Source organism: Nitrosospira sp. Nsp11 (assembly GCF_900142705.1).
Lineage (GTDB): Bacteria > Pseudomonadota > Gammaproteobacteria > Burkholderiales > Nitrosomonadaceae > Nitrosospira.
The window spans coordinates 492,455-511,622 of the sequence record NZ_FRBV01000001.1 but is presented as its reverse complement, the minus strand read 5'-3'; the positions used below and the strand labels follow the sequence as shown (position 1 = coordinate 511,622).

Genomic DNA, 19,168 nt, shown 5'->3' with positions numbered 1-19,168 from the left:
TTTGCGGGCCTGTTCAGAGGTTCCTGAAACTGAATGTGAGGATGCCGCATGAAAAAAGTTCTGCTGGTTGTATTCTGTTTCTTTCTGGCTGCCTGTGGTTTTCAGTTGCGCGGCCAGGCTAAACTGCCGTTCGAAACGCTCTATATATCATTCCCCGCAGGGCATCCTATCGGTACTGATCTGCGGCGCCTCATTAAGGCCAGTACCACTACCCGCATTATTGACAAGCCGAAAAATGCCCAGGCCATACTGGAAATTGTCAGCGTGACGAATGACAAGCAAATCATGTCGGTATCGGGAGGCGGACGGGTGCGGGAATTTGAACTCTTCTATCGGATTTCATTTCGCCTCATCAATGCCAAGGGAGAAGAACTCATCCCTACGAGCGAGATTGCATTGCGTCGCATTCTCCCTTATACCGATGCGCAAGTAGTGGGTAAAGAGGGCGAGGAGGCGATGCTCGTCAGAGAAATGCAAAGCGATTCCGCAGCGCAGATCGTGCGGCGACTGGAGGCGGTTAAGGTAGCGGAAGGTTAATGGGGCAAGGATGGCAGACTCGCGTGCCATAAAGGAATGCCATGCGTATTACCCCCGATAACCTTTCCCAGCATCTTCGGAAGCAGGTTGCGCCGCTCTACACGGTATTTGGCGACGAGCTGCTGCTGATTATCGAGGCTGCGGATCTGATTCGTGCCAAGGCGTATCAGGCAGGCTATATCGAGCGTGAGATTTTTGCCGTAGACCATCATTTTAACTGGACGGATCTGCAGCAGCGCAGCAGTAGTCTGTCGCTATTTGGTGAAAGACGTATAATGGATATACGCATTCCGTCCGGTAAACCGGGGAATCCGGGCAGTGCGGTAATAGAGGGATATTGCCGTTCGCTGCCCCCCCATACCGTCACGCTCGTCACTTTGCCCAGAATCGACAAGCAGGGTGCGGCAACCAAGTGGTTCAAAGCGCTTGAAGGCGCGGGTGTGATGGTTCCGGTCTATCCAGTTGAACGCACCCGGCTACCCATGTGGATCGGCCAGCGCCTGGACATGCAAGCGCAGAAAGCGGACCCGGAAACCGTGCGGTTTTTGGCTGACAAGGTTGAGGGTAACCTGATCGCAGCTTATCAGGAACTCAAGAAGCTTGCATTGCTTTATCCGCCTGGGGTGTTGTCCTTCGAGCAGGTGAAAGATGCGGTACTGGATGTGGCACGTTACGACGTTTTCAAGTTATCAGATGCACTGATGGCGGGGGAAACCGTGCGTTATGCCCGCATGCTGGAAGGTTTGCAGGGCGAGGGCGCGGCGTTGCCGCTGATTGTGAACACCCTTGCGGGACAAATACGCTCGTTGATAATGATTCGTAAAGGATTGGATTCCGGCAGGCCTCTCACGCAACTGATGAGCCAGATAAGAGCCTGGGGGGATCAACAAAAAGCAATGGAAAGCGCTGCCAGGCGCCTTGATCTCAAACCGTTGGTGTCGGCCTTGATGCATGCTGCGAAAATAGACAGGATCAGCAAGGGCGTTGCGAAGGGTGATGCGTGGGATGAATTACTGCAGTTGGGGTTGCGCTTCGCGGTTACCAAGCATTAGCAACATTGGGTCGTTCTAGGCTTATATCGCTAGAATTGCGCACCTATTAATTCATTGTCTAAATGGAACTGTGGCATGGACATCATTGACATCAAGACTTACATGCAATCAATAGGACGTGAGGCTCGCACCGCATCACGTCTGATGGCCAAGGCGGAGCCCGCCGACAAAAACCGCGCGCTCACGCTCATGGCTTTAGCCATCAAGCGTGACGAGCAGCAACTGCTGGCCGCAAATGCCGGGGACGTGGACAACGCGAAAATCCGAGGGTTGGAACCAGCCTTGATCGATCGCTTGACGCTCACTTCCAAAAGCATTGCGAGCATGGCGGAAGGTCTGTTGCAAATTGTGGCGCTGCCCGATCCGGTTGGCGAGATCAGCGATCTGAAGTACCGTCCCGCAGGCATCCAGGTCGGAAAAATGCGCGTGCCGCTTGGCGTGATCGGCATCATTTATGAAGCGCGGCCCAATGTTACGGCGGACGCGGCGGGATTATGCCTCAAGGCAGGCAATGCGGCGATACTGCGCGGCGGATCGGAAGCGATCCGTAGTAATCAGGCTATCGCAGCTTGCGTGAAGGAAGGGTTGAAAGCTGCCGGGCTGCCGGAAACGGCGATACAGATAATCGAAACCACGGATAGGGCGGCCGTGGGCGAGCTCATTACCATGAAAGAATTCGTCGACGTAATCGTGCCGCGCGGGGGCAAGGGGCTGATCGAACGTATCTCCAACGAAGCGCGTATTCCGGTCATCAAGCATTTGCATGGTGTCTGTCACGTTTATATCGATGATGGCGCCGATCTGGCGAAAGCTATTTGTGTTGCAGACAACGCGAAAACACAGCGCTACGGCACTTGCAACACCATGGAAACATTGCTGGTGCATGAGGCCATCGCCGGGGAAGTATTACCACCCCTGTGCCAAATCTATCTGGATAAGGGTGTGGAACTTCGCGGCGATGCCGCTTCTCGCGCCATTATTCCCCAGATGAGCGAAGCGACGGAAGAAGACTGGCACACCGAGTATCTCGCGCCGATTCTCAGCATACGTGTGGTAAGCGGATTGGATCAGGCTATCGAGCACATTGCCGTTTATGGCTCGCAGCATACCGATTCGATCATTACCGAAGACTATGGCCGCGCCCGCCGTTTCCTGCGCGAGGTGGATTCCAGTTCGGTGATGGTGAATGCTTCCACACGCTTTGCCGATGGGTTCGAGTATGGCCTTGGTGCGGAAATAGGCATCTCGACCGACAAAATACACGCCCGTGGCCCGGTGGGGCTGGAAGGGCTGACCAGCCAGAAATTCATTGTGCTGGGTGACGGGCAGGTCAGGCAATAGACCTGGTAATAAACTTCCACCAGGGAGCTCAGTTTTTTCCCTCAGATCAAGGTTGTCATGGCTCAACTTAGCGAAATCAAAATCCCCGATATCGGTGACTTCAAGGATGTTCCCGTTATCGAAATCCTGGTGAAACCGGGCGAGGCGGTGGAAAAGGAAACGCCGCTTATCACGCTCGAAACCGAAAAGGCGGCGATGGAAATTCCTTCGCCTCAAGCCGGCATTGTGAAGGAAATCAACGTCAAGCTCGGCGATAAGGTTTCAGAAGGATCAGTCATATTGATGCTGGAGGCGGCGGCATCAGCGATGGGAACAGCTGAGCCCGACAAAAAAGCTTCTCCGGATGCCACGCTTGCTCTGAAAAAAGACGAAGGAGAGCGTGGTTCACCCGTTGTCGTCCACCCGGAACCTGCAGTAGATAATTCCACCACCGTTGTGCCGCGCGGCGACATCCACGCCGATATCGTGGTGCTGGGCGCGGGCCCGGGCGGCTACACCGCTGCGTTTCGCGCCGCCGATCTTGGCAAGAAAGTGGTATTGATCGAGCGTTACCCAACGCTGGGCGGCGTGTGCCTCAATGTCGGCTGTATTCCTTCCAAGGCGCTGCTGCATGTGGCAAAAGTTATTACCGATGCCGAGGAAACGGCTCAGCAGGGCATTGTTTTTGGCAAGCCCGGCATAGAAATAGACAAGCTGCGAAAATGGAAGGATTCCATCACCGGCAAGCTCACAAAAGGATTGTCGGGGCTCGCGCAGAAGCGCAAGGTCGAGGTTGTGCGAGGCATCGGCAAGTTCATCTCGCCCAATATGATGCAGGTGGAAACAGCCGACGGTCAGAAAAATGTGTCGTTTGAACATTGCATTATTGCCGCGGGCTCAAGCGCGGCACGCATTCCCGGTTTCCCATATGATGATCCCCGCATCGTCGATTCAACCGGCGCATTGAAGCTGGAGGAAATTCCAAAGCGCATGCTCATCATTGGCGGTGGCATAATCGGCCTGGAAATGGCGACGGTTTATGACGCACTGGGTTCGAAAGTGAGCGTGGTCGAATTGATGGATCAATTGATTCCTGGCGCGGATTCGGACCTTATCAAACCGCTGCACAAACGCATACAGAAGCGCTATGAAGCCATCTATCTGAAAACCAGGGTTACCGGAATCGAGTCCCAAGAAAATGGACTGAAAGTTACATTTGAGGGACAGAACTCAAGCGCTACGCCAGAGCCGCAAACATACGACCGCATTCTCATGGCGGTAGGTCGCCGTCCCAACGGACGCGATATCGGTGCCGAGCGTGCCGGCGTCAACGTGAGTGAGCGCGGCTTCATTTCGGTGGATAAGCAGTTGCGCACCAATGTGCCGCATATTTTCGCAATCGGCGACATCGTCGGTGAACCCATGCTGGCGCACAAAGCCACGCACGAAGGCAAGCTTGCCGCGGAAATCATTGCCGGTGGAGAAAAAATGAAAAATGCGGCGTTCGACGCACGCGCCATTCCATCGGTAGCTTACACGGATCCGGAAATTGCCTGGATGGGATTAACCGAAACGGAAGCCAGAAAGCAAGGCGTGGAATATGAAAAGGCGGCGTTCCCGTGGGCCGCAAGCGGCCGTGCACTGGCCATGGCGCGTGATGAAGGCTTGACCAAACTATTGCTGGACAAGAAAACCCGACGCATTCTCGGTGCCGGCATAGTAGGCGTCAACGCGGGCGAACTGATCTCCGAAACCGTGCTGGCGCTGGAAATGGGCGTAGATATGGAAGATATCGGCCTTACCATTCATCCGCATCCGACCCTATCTGAAACGGTGTTTTTTGCAGCTGAGATTGCAGAAGGGACGATAACTGATCTTTATATGCCGAAGAGGTGATACGACAACCATCCGACGGCGAATGCAAGGGGTGACGTACTGGTGGAGCGTAATCTCGCAAATCAATCGAATCTTATTTCCTTGATCCATTCTGGTCTGCAGAGCGTTGCCATTCGCCGCAACACTCCCATCAATTCTGTCTATGCTGGGCTGAGCAGTGGGAATGGAAATTTTTCACGGCTTGATCGGTATTGATTCGGTGGCCGAGCCAAAGAATATTCATATCTACTACGACGGGGCGTGCCCGTTTTGCAACAGTTACGTCAGGCTGCTTCGGATACGTGCCTCGTTCAACGTGGAGCTGATCGACGCTCGCGAATACCCGCTTGTGGCACGACAATTCGGAGCGGAGGGAATGAACTTGAACACGGGTATGATCGTCGAAATCGGTTCTGCCCGCTATCAGGGGGCTGCTGCAATCCGGTTTCTTGCATTGATCGATACCCCAGGGAACGCCTTCAATTGGATCAACTACCACCTCTTCAGGTACAAGTGGGTAGCGAAATGCCTCTATCCAATCATGCGATGCGCCCGTTCCATGATTCTTGCGGTCACTCGGCGTGGCTTTATTCGAGATGACTGAGCTATCTTCGGTGACGACAAGTAAATCCATGAGGCCGGGGTTTGCATTATGGAAGCTATCGTTCCCCCAGGCGGCCTGCAATCGCTATAAACTGCTCCACCGACAAATTCTCCGCCCGTGAAATGGGATCGATATCCAGCGCCAGATAATCCTCCGGCTTGAGATGGGCGTGCAGCGTATTGCGCAAGGTTTTGCGCCGCTGCGAAAAGGCGGCGGAAACAATACCTGCAAATAACCTTTCCTTGCTGGCTTCAATCAGTGATTCCCCACGTGGGATTATGCGAACAACCGCCGACTCCACCTTTGGGGCGGGGTGGAAACATTCGGGTGGGACGATGAAGAGTTGTTCCATCTGGAAGCGACATTGCAGCATCACCGAAAGTCGTCCGTAATCCGGAGTGGAGGGTGCAGCCACCATGCGTGCGACCACTTCCTTTTGCAGCATGAAATGCATGTCCCGTATATTGCCCGCAAATTTACTTAAATGAAAAAGGATAGGCGTGGAAATATTGTAGGGAAGGTTTCCAACAACCCGCAGATTTTCTCCCAGAGCGGCAAAATCGAATTCCAATGCATCGGCCGAATAAACCGTCAACTTCTTTTCAGAAAACTCCCTGCGCAAACGCTCGACGATATCGCGGTCAATTTCCACGACTTGTAAATGATCGAGCGATTGCAACAAGGGCCGCGTCAATGCGCCCAGTCCCGGTCCGATCTCTACCAGCAGGTCGGCCCTGGAAGGATGGATAGCGCGGACTATATCCATTACGATCTGGGAATCAACCAGAAAATTCTGGCCGAAGCGCTTACGGGGAATGTGCATGATTTATCCGACAACGCGGATGCGCGCGCGCAGGCCGACGCTATCCTTCGAAGATTCTATTTCCGATTTCCGGCTAACATCGCGGCCATTTCAATTGCCGCGATCAAACTGCCCGGATCGGCGCGGCCGGTTCCTGCCAGGTCAAGGGCAGTGCCATGGTCAACCGAAGTGCGGATGAGGGGCAGTCCCAATGTCACGTTGACAGCGCTGCCAAAGCTCGCGTACTTCAGCACCGGTAGGCCCTGGTCGTGATACATCGCGAATATGCAGTCGTAATTCTTCAGCTTTGGTGGATTAAACAAGGTATCGGCTGGCAGCGGACCGATCAAATCCATGCCCTCGGCGCGCAGCTTATCCAGCGCCGGAATAATGGTTTCTATCTCTTCTCTGCCAAGATGACCTGATTCACCCGCATGAGGATTCAACCCGGCTACGGCGATGCGCGGCATGGGAATCGCAAAGCGTGCGATCAAATCATGCCAAATGATGCGCAGTTTCTGCTCCAGCATCTCCCGCGTGATCGCCGCAGCCACATCCTTAAGGGGCAAATGGGTGGTTGCCAGCGTTACGCGCATGCCGCCGCCAACGAGCATCATTACTACCCGGCTGTTGGTCAGTTGTGCCAGGTACTCCGTGTGGCCGGTGAAGGCGATGCCAGCATCGTTTATGATGCCTTTATGTACCGGGCCGGTTACCATTGCATTGAATTCACCATTGCCGCATCCCTCAACGGCGCGTTCCAGCGTTTTTAGCACGTAGCGCGCATTGGCTGATTCAAGTTTTCCGGGGGTCGGCCGTTTGGCCAGCGGTACGTGCAGTACCTGCAACCGGCCAGTCTTGTGCTTAACCTCAATGTCGGGCGAGTAGTCCGTCATCTTCAGCGGGAGCTGTAGCAGCCGGGCGCGCTCCCGCAACAAATGACGATCAGCAATGACAACCAGATTGTATGGCAAATCCAGTTGAGCCATTTGCACACACAGATCGGGACCGATCCCCGCGGGTTCTCCCGCGGTGAGAGCAAGCTTCAGCCCTTCCATCCCCTCAAGGGGCGTGGTTTTATTCAGCGGCGTGCCGATCCTGTCCTTCCTCCAGCCGATATTCGACGTACGCGCGATCACGCAACCGCTGCAGCCAATCCTGAAACGCTTCGTCCGCTTTGCGCGTCCGGATGGACTGGCGTGCCGTTTGCCGCTGTCGCTCCTGGCTGACATCCTGCGAGCGGCGCGCAAGAACCTGGATCAAATGCCAGCCAAACGGGGACTGTACCGGTTCACTAACCTGATTAGGTTCAAGGGCGTTCATGGCCTGTTCGAATTCCGGTACGGTGTCGCCTGGCGAGACCCAGCCCAGATCACCTCCAGAGGAGGATGCGGAATCTTCAGAATGAAGTTTCGCCAGTTCCTCAAAACTGCCGCCATGGTCCAAGCGTTCTTTCAACTCGGATACCCGCCGTCTCGCATCGGCTTCAGATGTAAGCTCGCTGATTTTTACAAGAATGTGGCGAACATGGGTCTGATCCACCACTGTTACGGCCCCTTGCGGACTACGGCGGTCGACCAGTTTGAGAATATGAAGCCCACCCGGGCTTGAAACGATCGGTGTGATTCCGCCGGGTTTCATCGGGGTCAGCAGCTCGGCAAATTTTTTCGTCAATTGGGCAGCGGGCCGCCAGTCAAGTAACCCGCCCGTCATCGCATCGGGAGCGTCGGAGTATTCTGCGGCGACCTGGGCAAATTCAGTGCCGTTCTTCAAGAGCGCCAGGGCGGCTTCCGCTCGCAGCCGCCGAGCTTCGGTTTGTGAGGGGGTTGCGTTCTCAGGTATCGTTACCAGAATATGCGCAATGCGATATTCATCATTATTTCCGGACGAAATTTCCTGGGTTTCCAGATAATTATCTACCTCCCCTTCTGACACGCTTACCCTGTTACTTACTTCACGTTCTTTCAGTCGCACCAAAATGATCTCATCCCGGATTTCATCCCGAAATCTATTGAAAGAGACGCCATCCTGCTCGAGCGCGCTGATAAATTCCGTTAATGACATCTTGTTTTCCTGCGCGATGCGGCGCAGCGTTTGATCGAGCTCAGTATCGCTTACCGTCAAGCCGGTTTCTTTCGCGAGTTGTAACTGCACCCGATTGACGATAATACGGTCCAGAATCTGCTTTTCGAGAATGGCGGGTGGAGGAGGCTGCACGCCCTGCTTCTGCAACTGTTTGAGCGTGGCGCTGAGCACCTCGTCCAGTTCGTGGCGCGTAATCACATTCTCATTCACAACCGCGACGATATGATCGATGGTCTCGACGCTGCCTGAATGGGCGTGCTGCTGGGCAACAATCATTCCAGTGGCCAGCAATGCCATCAGGACAGGGGAACGCAACAAAAATTTCGTACCCATGTGAATAAGCGCTATTAGAGAATATAGAGAGAATATAGAGGGATGAATGACGCTTAACGCGAAGAATAACGGTGCAGGACCCCCGTTTATGGACTTTCCATGAGACTGTTTCCCGGGACACCCGTTCTGGTATACCCCGGAATGCTGCGTTGCAGGACATTTAGCGGGTTCGATCCGATTTGCATCAGCCCGTTCAACTCGAGCTGCAAAAAAGCCGCCGTCGTGGTTTTCTGGGTGGCGGTGATGAGATGCTGGAGTACGAACCGCAACGACCAGCAGCACGCATTATACTCAAGTCCCGCCAGTCCTTCCAGAATTCTCTGATCCTGCAGCGAGTAATTCAGACGCGCGACAGTTTGCCATTTTTCCGACCAACGCCACTGGCTTGAGGCATCAACCTGATGCAGCACGTCACGCGTAAACCGATAACCGACATTGACTACCCTGCCAGGCTCGGGGCGATAGCTCAAGCCCGAGCGTACGACGTCGACCATGAACTGGGTCTGGTCATATTGCACGCTTGAATCGGTACTGATTGTCGGCGTTATAAACCCCGTCACCGCAGCAACAAAATCCGGGCGACGGTTTATCGTTCCTGGCGCCTCCAATACTATCCTGCGATCAATGAAGCTCAGCTGCTGGCCAACGGTGACACGCACCACTTCCCTGCCCGAACTGGGCGCGATCAGGCGCGATGTGAGCGCCAACGTCACCTGATTCGCATCATTAATGCGGTCGCTGCCGCTAAAGCGGTTTTCGGTCAACATCTGAGCGAAGCTGAAGTCCGTCCTGGCGGAGTCGAAGTTGGGCAGATGGCTCTGGTCGCGAAACGGCACATATACGTAGAACAAGCGTGGCTCGAGCGTTTGAGTGAAGCGCTCGCCCCCCAGCGATATCCCGCGGTCAAACGCAATCCCGCTGTCGACGCTGAACATCGGGATGGTACGATTAGGATTCGAATCCGGCGAGGCGGTAGCGTCGAGGTTATATCGGGTATGGTGTACCCCGATCTTCGGGGTGATGTAGCCAAATGAGTTGCGAAGAGGGTAGCTAACGCTGGGAAAGAGCACCAGGCGAGTGCCGTTTATTTGCGTGGGATGCGAAAAATTTGACCAGCTGCCGATAAGATTCAGGTCCATGCCGAAAACATCCGGTTTGTTCGCGGCGACTGTGAACTGGGGCAGGCGCTTGTACGGGACGGCAATAGGCGCGCGAGGATCCTGGATAGTCTGAAAGCTTTGTACCAACGAGCTGAAATTCAGCGTGCCATCGTCTCCCAAGGCGCGGTTGTAGGACACTACGCCCTGCTGCAACAGATTGGTCCGAGAAGTGAGGTTCAGGCTGTTGCCCAGATCGCGGAAATAGGTGTCATCGGAAACCTGGTTATAGTCGATTCGGGTGGAGAAGCCGTAGCCCAGGTTATAGTTATGGAAGAGGGACGTGCGCCAGCGGGTTTGCCCGGTGCTCAGGTCGCGTGGCAATACGTCAGCCAATAAAGTGCCGCTTGAGTTCTCGCCCAGATAGCGTAACTCGTTGTTAAATGCGACGCCACGCTTGGACATCAGGCGTGCCGAGACTGTCGCATCATAATTGGGGGCAATATTCCAGTAGAAAGGCACAGTGAGTTCAAGGCCGGTTTTGGCATTGACACCGTACAAGGGAGCGAGCAAGCCGGACTTGCGCTGTCCGCTATATGAAAAATTCATCCAGGGCGTATACAATATGGGAACGTCCAGAAATGTGAGTTTAACCGCTCTGGCCGTGCCTTTTTTTGTCTTATCGTCGAGCTCGAGATTGGCCACCTGAAGAAACCAGTCGTCGTCCCCGGCCGGGCATGTGGTATAGGTTGCCTTTTTTAGCCGATATTGGTTCTCGCCCTCAAAGAGCAGCGTCTCGGCATAGCCCCGGCTGCTGGCATCTTTCAAGCGATAGTTGGGCTGGCTCAACTGTCCCGTTTTGCTCAAGAGGTTGAACTTGAGCTGCGAGCCCTCCAATATATCGCCGCGTTGTTCGACACGCACGCCGCCTTCGGCCTCCGCATCGTCCGTCTCCTGATTGTATTTCAATCGCTCGGCGGAGATGAGCTGATCACCGTTAGACAGCTCAGCCTTGCCTATCGCCTCGATTTCCTTGCCTGAGTGCCCTTGTACTCGCTCAGCTGCAACGAATACAGGTTTGGTTTTTTTTGCTGCTGTGTCCATTTCGGCCGTCGCCACTTCGACCTCAGCCTCAGGCTCGGCTTGTCCTCCGAGCCGCAGTTTTGCTTCACCCTCCTGTGCCAGGTGTCCATGGATATGTTGAGCCTCGGTAAAAGTCGAAGCGCTTTTATCCGGCTTGGCGCCAGCCGTTACGCTGGCGGAATCCGGCCGTGTGCTGCCGCGCAGCCTGGCTTCATCTTCTTCCGCCATATGACCTGATGGGCGCCCAGTTCGGGCGCGAGCAGTCCCGTTTTCACCCATTTCCGTTTCTATGGACGAGCCGCCCAAAGCAGACTCATTTTCTTCTGCCGGTGATCGTGTATAGTTCTGCTTCGGCTTGGTTTGAGCGCCTTCCGCAGTGCTACCGGGTTGTTCAGTGGATGCGTTAGTTCCGAGTGCCTTATCATCGGTTTTTTGACGACCTTTCATTTGTTCGGCTGAGCGCAGACGGTCACGCCGCAGCTCAGCCTCGCCCCTGGCTTCAGCCTCATATTCATGGCGGCCCTGTATGTGTTCTGTGTCGATAAGCGAAGGCTTGTTGTCACTGGTTGTGCGGGCGGGCGGCGCTTTGCTTTCGGAGGCAGGCGACGGCGTATCTGCGCGCGCATCGTATGCAAGGCAAAACAAAAGAACTGACCAGCAAATGGGGCGGGAAAAACGCGATTTCATTTGAGGATATTCAGCCTGAAGAGGAAATCTTCTTGATACGGATGAATTTCCGTTTTCAGATTTATAAGTCTCGTATTACAGATATCGAAGCGAGAGAGCACGTAGCGTATTTGAACCAGGCTTGTAAAAATCGAGGGATGTTTTGCATTGAGCCTGCGACTCAGCTGGCCTTGATGATGAGTTAACGGGGGGCAAAGCTGTAAGTGTAACAAAAAACAGAAGATAAGCTATGCCGGCTAAGAGTAACAATATCCAAGCCCCGAGTCATCGGTTTGCAACGGAACCGCGAATGCAGCGTCATCGCACTTCGGGTATACGCCCCAAGCTCTTGTTAATGCATATGTCTGCATGAGAATATTTGCAGCATTGATTGGCTTGCCAGGTTACTACGATACATTCCCATTCACTTTTTTTCACGAGGAGCGGTTGATTGCGCTTCAATTTTACGCTGCAAAGCACTGGTTGGCGCGTGTTCCTTTTCATTTTCATATTCACGAAATTCAGGGGCTAAGCTTTGCATATTCATATTCTCGGCATTTGCGGCACATTCATGGGCGGTATAGCGACGATCGCGCGAGCAGCCGGCCATAGAGTAACCGGCTGCGACGCGGGCGTGTATCCACCCATGAGTAGCCAACTCATTTCTCAAGGAATTGAGTTGATTGAAGGGTTTTCGCCGGAACAAATCCAACTGAATCCCGACCTGTTCGTAATTGGTAACGTAGTGACGCGCGGCAACCCGCTCATGGAGGAAATTCTCAACCGTGGCCTTCCCTATGTTTCGGGTCCCCAGTGGCTTTCGGATAATGTCTTGCGCGACAAATGGGTTCTGGCTGTTGCCGGCACGCACGGCAAGACGACCACGAGCGCAATGCTGGCATGGATCCTTGAATACGCGGGATTGGCGCCGGGGTTCCTCATTGGTGGCATACCGGAAAACTTCGGGTCATCCGCCAGACTGGGTAATTCAAGCTTTTTTGTCATCGAGGCGGACGAATATGACACCGCTTTTTTCGATAAGCGCTCCAAGTTTGTCCACTTTCACCCAAGAACTGTAATACTCAATAATCTGGAGTTTGATCATGCGGACATCTTTGCCGATCTTGCCGCGATCGAGCAGCAGTTTCACCATCTAGTACGGATAGTTCCCGGCAACGGCCTTATCATCGCCAATGGCCGGGAAGAGAGCCTGACGCGTGTGTTGAACCGGGGGTGCTGGACACCTGTGGAAAGGGTAGGGGTAGCAAGCGGTTGGCAGGCTGATATTCTTGCCGACGGCCAAGTCGCTATTTCTTTGATGGGCGAACCTCAGGGAACGCTGCATTGGCAATTGCTGGGCGAACACAACCGGATGAATGCACTTGCTGCGTTGGCCGCTGCCCGCCACGCCGGTATCCCCGTAAATATTTCCATCGGTGCGCTACTGGAATTCAAGAACGTCAAGCGCCGGATGGAGGTCCGAGGTATGGTCGAGGGCATCGTCGTCTACGACGATTTTGCCCATCACCCCACAGCCATCCGGACAACGCTCCAGGGCCTGCGCGATAAGACGAGAGATGCTCGCATCATCGCAGTGCTGGAACCTCGTTCCAACACGATGAAGATGGGTTTATGGAAAGACAGCCTGGCGGATAGCCTTGCGGCTGCGGACCTGGTATTTAGCTATACGGCCAATTTGGGCTGGGATGTGAAAGAGGCGTTGGTTTCCCTGGGTGAGAAAGCCATATACCATGACGACCTGGACGCGCTGATCGGAGCCATTATAGCTACCGCCACGCCCGGCGATCACATACTCATCATGAGCAACGGCGGTTTCGGCGGAATCCATGAAAAACTGCTGGTAGCTATGCGCGACCGTTACGGAGTGACGAGCTGAGTGCCAGATAAGTGCGAGATCAATGCGCTGACCTAACCGTTCCACAACTTGCACTGATCCACCGGCCACTGGTATCCGCGTGCTCATTGACGGGATTATCTTGTACCGTACCATTAAATATGGTCCATCCAGAGAAGCGCTCGGGAGTAATAAATGTTCCTTCAGCTCGTCCATTGCCTTTTAGTTGAGAATGGGTGCAGACGAGATCCATTTTGTAGCTGTTTTCTGCTCGAATCGCATTTTTGATGCTACAACCCGATTCCTGTACGTGAAAATAAGATGGAATTTCTTCATCCGCCATTTGCTGCGTAATGCAGACTCTGGATGTCGCCGCCCCATTCTGGATCTGAGGCATATCCAATCCGTATTGTTTGGCCAGGCTGGTCAATTTCTGCATCTGCTCCGGCGGAATCTGGGGCACCAGCGCCAACAGCATTGACGTGGTTGTGACTTCCCATAATCCGGGACGGATATGATTTTCGGCAGCACTAACAGCTGAAACTATCGATAGCAATGATAGTAATAAAAAGAGTTTTCGCATCAATTCCTTAAAAAAATAATCCTGAATCTGCCCCGTAGCGAGCTCACCCAGGAAGGTGAAGCTTAGGAGGTAAAAGGGTAAAAAACCTTCGGTTATAGCGCTTGATCGGTGAATGATCCGAAAAATGAGCGGTCAACTCCCGGATTCGGGATAATATAACTTCGACATTTATTGAGCTGGACAAGTGTAGAGTATTGCCGTCAAAACTAAAAGGATGACTGTATTTTCGGATCAATTTACTTTGTCGGTACAGCAGGAGCCAGCGTTGTCGGTTCGCACGAGCCAGCGGAAAAATGAACGGAATAGGCGTGAACCGGAACGAGGGTAGCGCAACTATTATTCCTGCCGCAACTCGAATCAGGAATATGAGGGCTGGTATGAAAAACGAAATTGGAATAATCGGCAGAAGTTTCTCCATTTTGGGCGCGATGTTTTTATTGTGCACCGCGGCGAGTACGTGGGCGAATATAGATGAGGAAAGGCTTATTGCTGCATCCGGCAACGGTGATCTCTCTCGGGTCAAGACACTGCTCGCTGCAAAAGTCAATGTGAATGCCCGGGCGCCCGACGGTGTCACCGCCTTGATAGCGGCATCGCAGAACGGCTATGAAGAGGTGGTGCAATTGCTGATCGAAACCAAGGCAGATGTAAACGCAAAGACGCTCAACGGCACTACCGCGTTGATGCAGGCTTCACAAAAAGGTCACCGGCAAGTAGTGCAGGAGCTGCTTTCCGCCAAGGCCGACGCGAATGCCAGGAGAGCCGATGGCGTTACCGTATTGATGCAGGCCGCACAGGAGGGGCAACGGCAGATCGTGCAAATGCTACTCGCCGCCGGGGCCGATGTGGATGGTAGATTAGGCAATGGCGCTACCGCACTGATGCTTGCATCGCAGATCGGCCATACTGGAGTGGTGCAAACACTGCTTTCCGCCAAGGCCGATGTGAATGCGACAGCAGGTAACGGCGCAACAGCACTGATGCTGGCATCCAGGTATCGTCACCAGGATGTAGTAAAACTACTCAAGGATGCAGGAGCCCGGTAACTACAGGTCTACGCCCGGCGCAGACCTTGTTCAACCTCACCGGCAGTCTTAACCGCCAGATCGACCCCGCTATCTCAGGATGACGCATCCTTCATTCCACGGCCCAGGAAAGGTGATACTGTTCGGGGAAAGGGCCATCCTTATAGTCGATGGGGGCTTTAGCCGCAATGTTCCGCCGGATCAGGACCTGGCGTACCATCTCCGGGATCATGACCATGCCGACGTAGCGCCCCAGACACTCATGGCTGCCGAAGCCGAAATGAAAATAGTTATACCAGTTACGCTTCGGGATAAACTCGTCTGGTGATTCGAACGCTCTCTCATCGAACATTGCCGACAAGGTTACCGGCAGCACATAGGTTCCCGCGCGAAGCAACGTTGCATGTTCCGTGCCCTTGGCTGCGGTATAGTCGCTTTCGCAAGTGCGGAACAAATAAGGCGTGATCGGCACGAAGCGCAGGGCCTCCCAGACGAAGCCATCGAATTCAGCGGTGTTTTCCTGCTGAGCAGCGGTTGTTGCCTTGGCGAGCCATTCCGGGCGGTCCAGCAGATATTGCATCACCTGCGCAACGGCCTGCGAGGTTGTCTCGATGGCGCCGATCAAAAGACCGCCCGCGTTAATCCCCAGGCGTTTGATATCAAAATCCAGTTGTTTTGGATAATCCGTGCGCAACATTCTGGTCACGATATCATCGTCCAGCCGAATGAGAGTCGAGAAGGTGAGTTGTTCAGCCTTTACTTGCAGCAAACGGCGAGCAATAAGTTCGACGATGAACTTGCCCAGTTCTTTGGAAGTTTCATTGTGACGGTCGATGATGTGCTGGGATTTTTCCGGCGGCTGCGCGTCAAAAGGATGATTATGAAAGGTATCGCATTGGTTCCAGTAAGACCATTCGATCAAATCGGCCCGCTTTGCTCCGGTAAGCCCAAAATATTCCCGCACCAGGGTGGCAGGCACCATGCGGCAATAATTGCCGACCAACTCGATGTTGCCATGGGCATTGTCGAGTATCTCCCTGGAAACCTTGCCCACCATTTCGCGCACCGCCGGCAGGTCATCGCGATTCAACATGCACTGCATCAGGGATTTTTCACGTGTATGCAAGGCATCGTCATCATGCATCATCAGGTAGTTGCCCATTTTTGGTGCGTAAGGCGCAACCGTGAATACCTTGGGCATGTTCAGGACTTCCCTGACATCGTCGAAGCGTGTGACCAAGGTGCATTTCGATGTCACCAGAATCGGCCGCTTTTCGCGCAATTCCTTAAAAAACGGCAAGGGTTCCGTATCGATCCAACGGCGGACCAATCCAAATTTTTCTGAATCGGCAGCGGCATCATATTGCTCCAGGTAATGACTTGCACTCATCGGTAACTCCCTTATCGTTTGTATATAGCGAATGTCGAAAAATCAAAGCAGGTCCGGATCATAGCGTCTTCAAATATTCAAGCAGGTCGAGGCGGTCTTCCCTGGACATGGGATACAGGCATTTGCCTTTGATGGACTCATCTTCATCTTTGATCTTGTCGTTCGAACACAGGTCTCTATCCTTCTGGTCTACAGATCCATTAGACTCGTCGGCTACGCGTCTTGCCCCGTACTCATGCCCGGCATTGCTGTTTCCCTTGGTATAGTCTCCTGTCCTGTCGTCCCAGATTCCCTTGGTATTAAATGTAAAGCCTTCGTAACCGCTGCTTTTGAACCCAACCTTGTCGGGCTCGAATTCCCGCGATCCCACTACGAACTCATCAGGCCGGTATTCCCCGCCTTCGGGGTCTCCGGGTCGCTTTTTCGGCAGCAGCAAATCGTAGAGCGTAGGTACGGAACCATTATGCAGGTAAGGCGCGGTTGCCCAGATGCCGTTCAGCGGCCGGGCCTTGTACGATTTCAGCGAGGCAACCGGATTGGCTGTCGTGTCGGGGTCATAATCGCCGTGTTTGATCGAAGGTTTGATCACATTATCACGAAACCCTGTCGCCAGATTATAGGCCCACTCGCCCCAACGCTGCAGGAACCACTTGTCCGGTTCGGGGTTGGCGACGACCCCTATTGTCGCTTTTGTCAACAAGGCCGAAACCGGCGCGCGCTGATCGAGCAAGATGTCACCCACCCCACCGGCGCCAACATATAGATTTCGTTGTATGCCTGAGTAACCCTGGTAATTTACGCTGTTCTCAGCCATCTGGAGGTCGGTACCGACATCGCGGGCCCTCGACATATGCGCCACAATGCGGCGATCAGGATCGTCGCGTTTGAGGTTGGTATGACAACTTACGCAATGCTGATTGAACAGCGATCTCCCCTTCACGAGACGAGCCTTGTCAATGGGCGGAAGAATATTTTCTGGCCACAGTGGAGATTGCAGGGTTAATAGGCGAGCCTCTATCCGGCGTAAATTCATTACATTAACGGAAGAGTCGTAGCTAATGTGCTTGCTGAACAAGCCTTGGCCGGTAATGAATGCCGGCAATGAAAATCCCTCTCTTTCCGTCCAATCCAACGTGCCGAATACGCCAATCGCCTCTCCCGCGTTGCGAGCGATAGCCTTCAGGCCAGCATTTTCCGTTAGCCCATTCCATTGAACATAATCATGCTGAGGGGTGTCCCAAAGGAAAGGATAGCTGACGGGGGCATTAGGCATATTGAACAGCTTTGTCCTTAGCTTCCAGAGCGATTCGAGCGCATCCCGCCCTTTCTTCTCGTTCAAGGCTTTCATTAGATTTTCAACTATTCGATCACGCTGCTCTCCGCTTAGAACACGCACATTGTCAACATCGCGGAATAAGGCGTCCAGTTCTTCTTCACTTAGCACCCCTTTTCTCATCACCATGGGGTCGCGCAATAACTCCCTGAGCGCTTTGACGTTTACGGTATGTTCCAACACCCGGTTATAGATTCGTCCAAATGCATCCAGCCGCGCATAGCCGTAATGTGTCGTACTGTAGTTGATCGTAATGTAATTGGTGAGACGCTGGATGTATTTTCTGAGATCAGCCTCGACTTCCGCCTCTGTTTTATAGTTTCCGCGCGCCAGGACGTTCTCCACGAACCGTTTCCGGGCTTCGCCATTTTCGAGGGTAGCTTTCATTGCGCGGATGATATCCGCCATGAACGTTTCCATATCAGCCCCTGCCGGACCGCCATCGATACGTATTCCCTTGCCCTTGTAGTTTATTTGCCCCGTGTGGCAGGCGGCGCAAGTCAGGCCTATGTAATCATGGCCTTTGTATGTATCCTTGACGAAGCCGACCGGCAGTGCATCGGGATTGCTGGAAGTTGTCTTCTGCGGCAGATAGCGGTAGCCATTCATGTTCTCATTGGATCGAAATGGTTCCGAGGTGCCTTTTTTTTCCAGTACCATGAAGAAATCATAGGGCATCATGCTCGATCCCTGCGTCACGCTGTAAAACCATAAGCTGTCGGCAGGTTGCCAGTTCTGGCTGGGAAGGTACTCCACTGTATTGAACTGATCGCCGAAAACGTCCTGCTTCACTGTGGTTGCGCCCCGGTCCGGGTCTTTGTCGAATGCTGCACAGGCAGGCAAAAGCGCGATCACGAGGATCAGCGCGGGAATGAAAAATGCGCGCCGTTTTTCTAACGCAGCAAAAGATTGGTTCACAATAGTCCCTTTACCGAGAATGAGAGGATGAGAATAAGAGTAACGCTCTAAGATAATTATAGTTTATTTCCGCAAAATATCTGGCGCCAGGCGGTGGACTGCGCTGTTTAGCATAGCTCTAATCGCACAATCCGTAGAGTATGAAAATGATCAAGCTTGAAACCAGCTCAACAGGCGTCAGCGCATCTCGAATGATTGGGCGGATGAGTTCCAGCCGGATTTGATGGGCTTGAGCAAAGGAGGGGACGAGGCAAGGGGTAGACTTTTCTCGTTTTTCCGTAACAGATGTGCCGACAGACGAACCGTTCCGGTACTGTCCCATCCGGGTCGAAGTAGAAGGAGATGCTCACTGTGCTAATATCCCTGACAATTTTCGTTATATAACGGATGCTTGAAAGAAAACTTTTGCCCCGAATTGCAGTCTAAATCTTGGGTATTTTATGGTTTTCTTGGCACCCTGAATTGGCAGGCACCAAAAAGCGGCTGCCGCGGATTGGTATCATCGCCTGTATTCTACCCAGGCGGAAGGTTCTTCCGAACCTCGGGAGGTGTTACGTTCCGGTTATAATTTGCCGGCGTTACAGAGCTGAACCGGTGCATTTGCGCTTCC

At 53.5% G+C, this 19,168-nt stretch carries 15 protein-coding genes; 7 read left to right on the top strand and 8 right to left on the bottom strand.

What is annotated here, in order from left to right:
• Nucleotides 1–48: 48 nt before the first annotated feature.
• The 5 genes from lptE to BUA28_RS02520 all read left to right on the top strand — a co-directional run bounded on the left by lptE (nucleotide 49) and on the right by BUA28_RS02520 (nucleotide 5,388).
• On the top strand, nucleotides 49–537 hold the full coding sequence (gene lptE, locus BUA28_RS02540; RefSeq protein WP_072766550.1) for an LPS-assembly lipoprotein LptE: 489 nt from the start codon (nucleotides 49–51) through the stop codon (nucleotides 535–537).
• A 41-nt stretch (nucleotides 538–578) separates the two neighbouring features.
• The gene (gene holA, locus BUA28_RS02535; protein WP_072766549.1) at nucleotides 579–1,589 is read left to right on the top strand and encodes a DNA polymerase III subunit delta; all 1,011 of its coding nucleotides are present in this window, start codon (nucleotides 579–581) and stop codon (nucleotides 1,587–1,589) included.
• Between the two features lie 75 nt (nucleotides 1,590–1,664).
• The gene (locus BUA28_RS02530; RefSeq protein ID WP_072766548.1) at nucleotides 1,665–2,930 is read left to right on the top strand and encodes a glutamate-5-semialdehyde dehydrogenase; all 1,266 of its coding nucleotides are present in this window, start codon (nucleotides 1,665–1,667) and stop codon (nucleotides 2,928–2,930) included.
• A gap of 57 nt (nucleotides 2,931–2,987) precedes the next feature.
• Nucleotides 2,988–4,805, top strand: a complete 1,818-nt coding sequence (gene lpdA / locus BUA28_RS02525; RefSeq protein ID WP_072766547.1) for a dihydrolipoyl dehydrogenase — start codon at nucleotides 2,988–2,990, stop codon at nucleotides 4,803–4,805.
• Nucleotides 4,806–4,968: 163 nt separating this feature from the next.
• Entirely contained in the window at nucleotides 4,969–5,388 is a 420-nt protein-coding gene (locus BUA28_RS02520; protein ID WP_072766546.1) for a DCC1-like thiol-disulfide oxidoreductase family protein, read from the top strand.
• 55 nt (nucleotides 5,389–5,443) lie between these two features.
• Here the strand turns inward: BUA28_RS02520 and rsmA are convergent, their stop codons facing one another.
• From rsmA to BUA28_RS15765, 5 genes are all read right to left on the bottom strand, one after another.
• Nucleotides 5,444–6,214 (bottom strand): 16S rRNA (adenine(1518)-N(6)/adenine(1519)-N(6))-dimethyltransferase RsmA, encoded by a 771-nt coding sequence (gene rsmA / locus BUA28_RS02515; RefSeq protein ID WP_083569832.1) that lies wholly within the window; start codon nucleotides 6,212–6,214, stop codon nucleotides 5,444–5,446.
• Between the two features lie 53 nt (nucleotides 6,215–6,267).
• Nucleotides 6,268–7,248: a 4-hydroxythreonine-4-phosphate dehydrogenase PdxA gene (gene pdxA, locus BUA28_RS02510; RefSeq protein WP_072766544.1), complete on the bottom strand. Its 981-nt coding sequence runs from the start codon at nucleotides 7,246–7,248 to the stop codon at nucleotides 6,268–6,270.
• A gap of 19 nt (nucleotides 7,249–7,267) precedes the next feature.
• A complete protein-coding gene (locus BUA28_RS02505) occupies nucleotides 7,268–8,608 on the bottom strand; it encodes a peptidylprolyl isomerase (RefSeq protein WP_072766543.1) in 1,341 nt (446 codons plus the stop codon).
• An 86-nt stretch (nucleotides 8,609–8,694) separates the two neighbouring features.
• Nucleotides 8,695–11,475, bottom strand: a complete 2,781-nt coding sequence (locus BUA28_RS02500; protein WP_072766542.1) for an LPS-assembly protein LptD — start codon at nucleotides 11,473–11,475, stop codon at nucleotides 8,695–8,697.
• A 403-nt stretch (nucleotides 11,476–11,878) separates the two neighbouring features.
• On the bottom strand, nucleotides 11,879–12,064 hold the full coding sequence (locus BUA28_RS15765; protein WP_176767828.1) for a hypothetical protein: 186 nt from the start codon (nucleotides 12,062–12,064) through the stop codon (nucleotides 11,879–11,881).
• Between BUA28_RS15765 and mpl the strand changes: the two genes are divergently transcribed.
• Nucleotides 11,990–13,351 (top strand): UDP-N-acetylmuramate:L-alanyl-gamma-D-glutamyl-meso-diaminopimelate ligase, encoded by a 1,362-nt coding sequence (gene mpl, locus BUA28_RS02495; protein WP_072766541.1) that lies wholly within the window; start codon nucleotides 11,990–11,992, stop codon nucleotides 13,349–13,351. The two genes, BUA28_RS15765 and mpl, sit on opposite strands and share 75 nt — an antisense overlap.
• Nucleotides 13,352–13,370: 19 nt before the next feature.
• On the opposite strand, the gene BUA28_RS02490 is transcribed toward mpl, so the two are convergent.
• Nucleotides 13,371–13,892 (bottom strand): DUF3617 domain-containing protein, encoded by a 522-nt coding sequence (locus BUA28_RS02490; protein WP_072766540.1) that lies wholly within the window; start codon nucleotides 13,890–13,892, stop codon nucleotides 13,371–13,373.
• Nucleotides 13,893–14,269: 377 nt separating this feature from the next.
• Between BUA28_RS02490 and BUA28_RS02485 the strand changes: the two genes are divergently transcribed.
• On the top strand, nucleotides 14,270–14,938 hold the full coding sequence (locus BUA28_RS02485) for an ankyrin repeat domain-containing protein (protein ID WP_072766539.1): 669 nt from the start codon (nucleotides 14,270–14,272) through the stop codon (nucleotides 14,936–14,938).
• 91 nt (nucleotides 14,939–15,029) lie between these two features.
• Here BUA28_RS02485 and BUA28_RS02480 read toward each other — a convergent pair whose 3' ends face one another.
• Both BUA28_RS02480 and BUA28_RS02475 read right to left on the bottom strand, forming a co-directional pair.
• Nucleotides 15,030–16,307 (bottom strand): cytochrome P450, encoded by a 1,278-nt coding sequence (locus BUA28_RS02480; protein WP_072766538.1) that lies wholly within the window; start codon nucleotides 16,305–16,307, stop codon nucleotides 15,030–15,032.
• Nucleotides 16,308–16,365: 58 nt separating this feature from the next.
• Nucleotides 16,366–18,558: a di-heme-cytochrome C peroxidase gene (locus BUA28_RS02475; protein WP_072766537.1), complete on the bottom strand. Its 2,193-nt coding sequence runs from the start codon at nucleotides 18,556–18,558 to the stop codon at nucleotides 16,366–16,368.
• Nucleotides 18,559–19,168 lie beyond the last annotated feature (610 nt).

Coding starts and splice junctions, on each gene's coding strand:
- BUA28_RS02485 (WP_072766539.1), top strand. CDS start 14,270: ATGAAAAACGAAATTGGAATAATCGGCAGAAGTTTCTCCATTTTGGGC.
- pdxA (WP_072766544.1), bottom strand. CDS start 7,248: ATGGAAGGGCTGAAGCTTGCTCTCACCGCGGGAGAACCCGCGGGGATC.
- holA (WP_072766549.1), top strand. CDS start 579: ATGCGTATTACCCCCGATAACCTTTCCCAGCATCTTCGGAAGCAGGTT.
- BUA28_RS02530 (WP_072766548.1), top strand. CDS start 1,665: ATGGACATCATTGACATCAAGACTTACATGCAATCAATAGGACGTGAG.
- BUA28_RS02480 (WP_072766538.1), bottom strand. CDS start 16,307: ATGAGTGCAAGTCATTACCTGGAGCAATATGATGCCGCTGCCGATTCA.
- BUA28_RS15765 (WP_176767828.1), bottom strand. CDS start 12,064: ATGGCCGGCTGCTCGCGCGATCGTCGCTATACCGCCCATGAATGTGCC.
- BUA28_RS02505 (WP_072766543.1), bottom strand. CDS start 8,608: ATGGGTACGAAATTTTTGTTGCGTTCCCCTGTCCTGATGGCATTGCTG.
- lpdA (WP_072766547.1), top strand. CDS start 2,988: ATGGCTCAACTTAGCGAAATCAAAATCCCCGATATCGGTGACTTCAAG.
- BUA28_RS02490 (WP_072766540.1), bottom strand. CDS start 13,892: ATGCGAAAACTCTTTTTATTACTATCATTGCTATCGATAGTTTCAGCT.
- BUA28_RS02500 (WP_072766542.1), bottom strand. CDS start 11,475: ATGAAATCGCGTTTTTCCCGCCCCATTTGCTGGTCAGTTCTTTTGTTT.
- BUA28_RS02520 (WP_072766546.1), top strand. CDS start 4,969: ATGGAAATTTTTCACGGCTTGATCGGTATTGATTCGGTGGCCGAGCCA.
- lptE (WP_072766550.1), top strand. CDS start 49: ATGAAAAAAGTTCTGCTGGTTGTATTCTGTTTCTTTCTGGCTGCCTGT.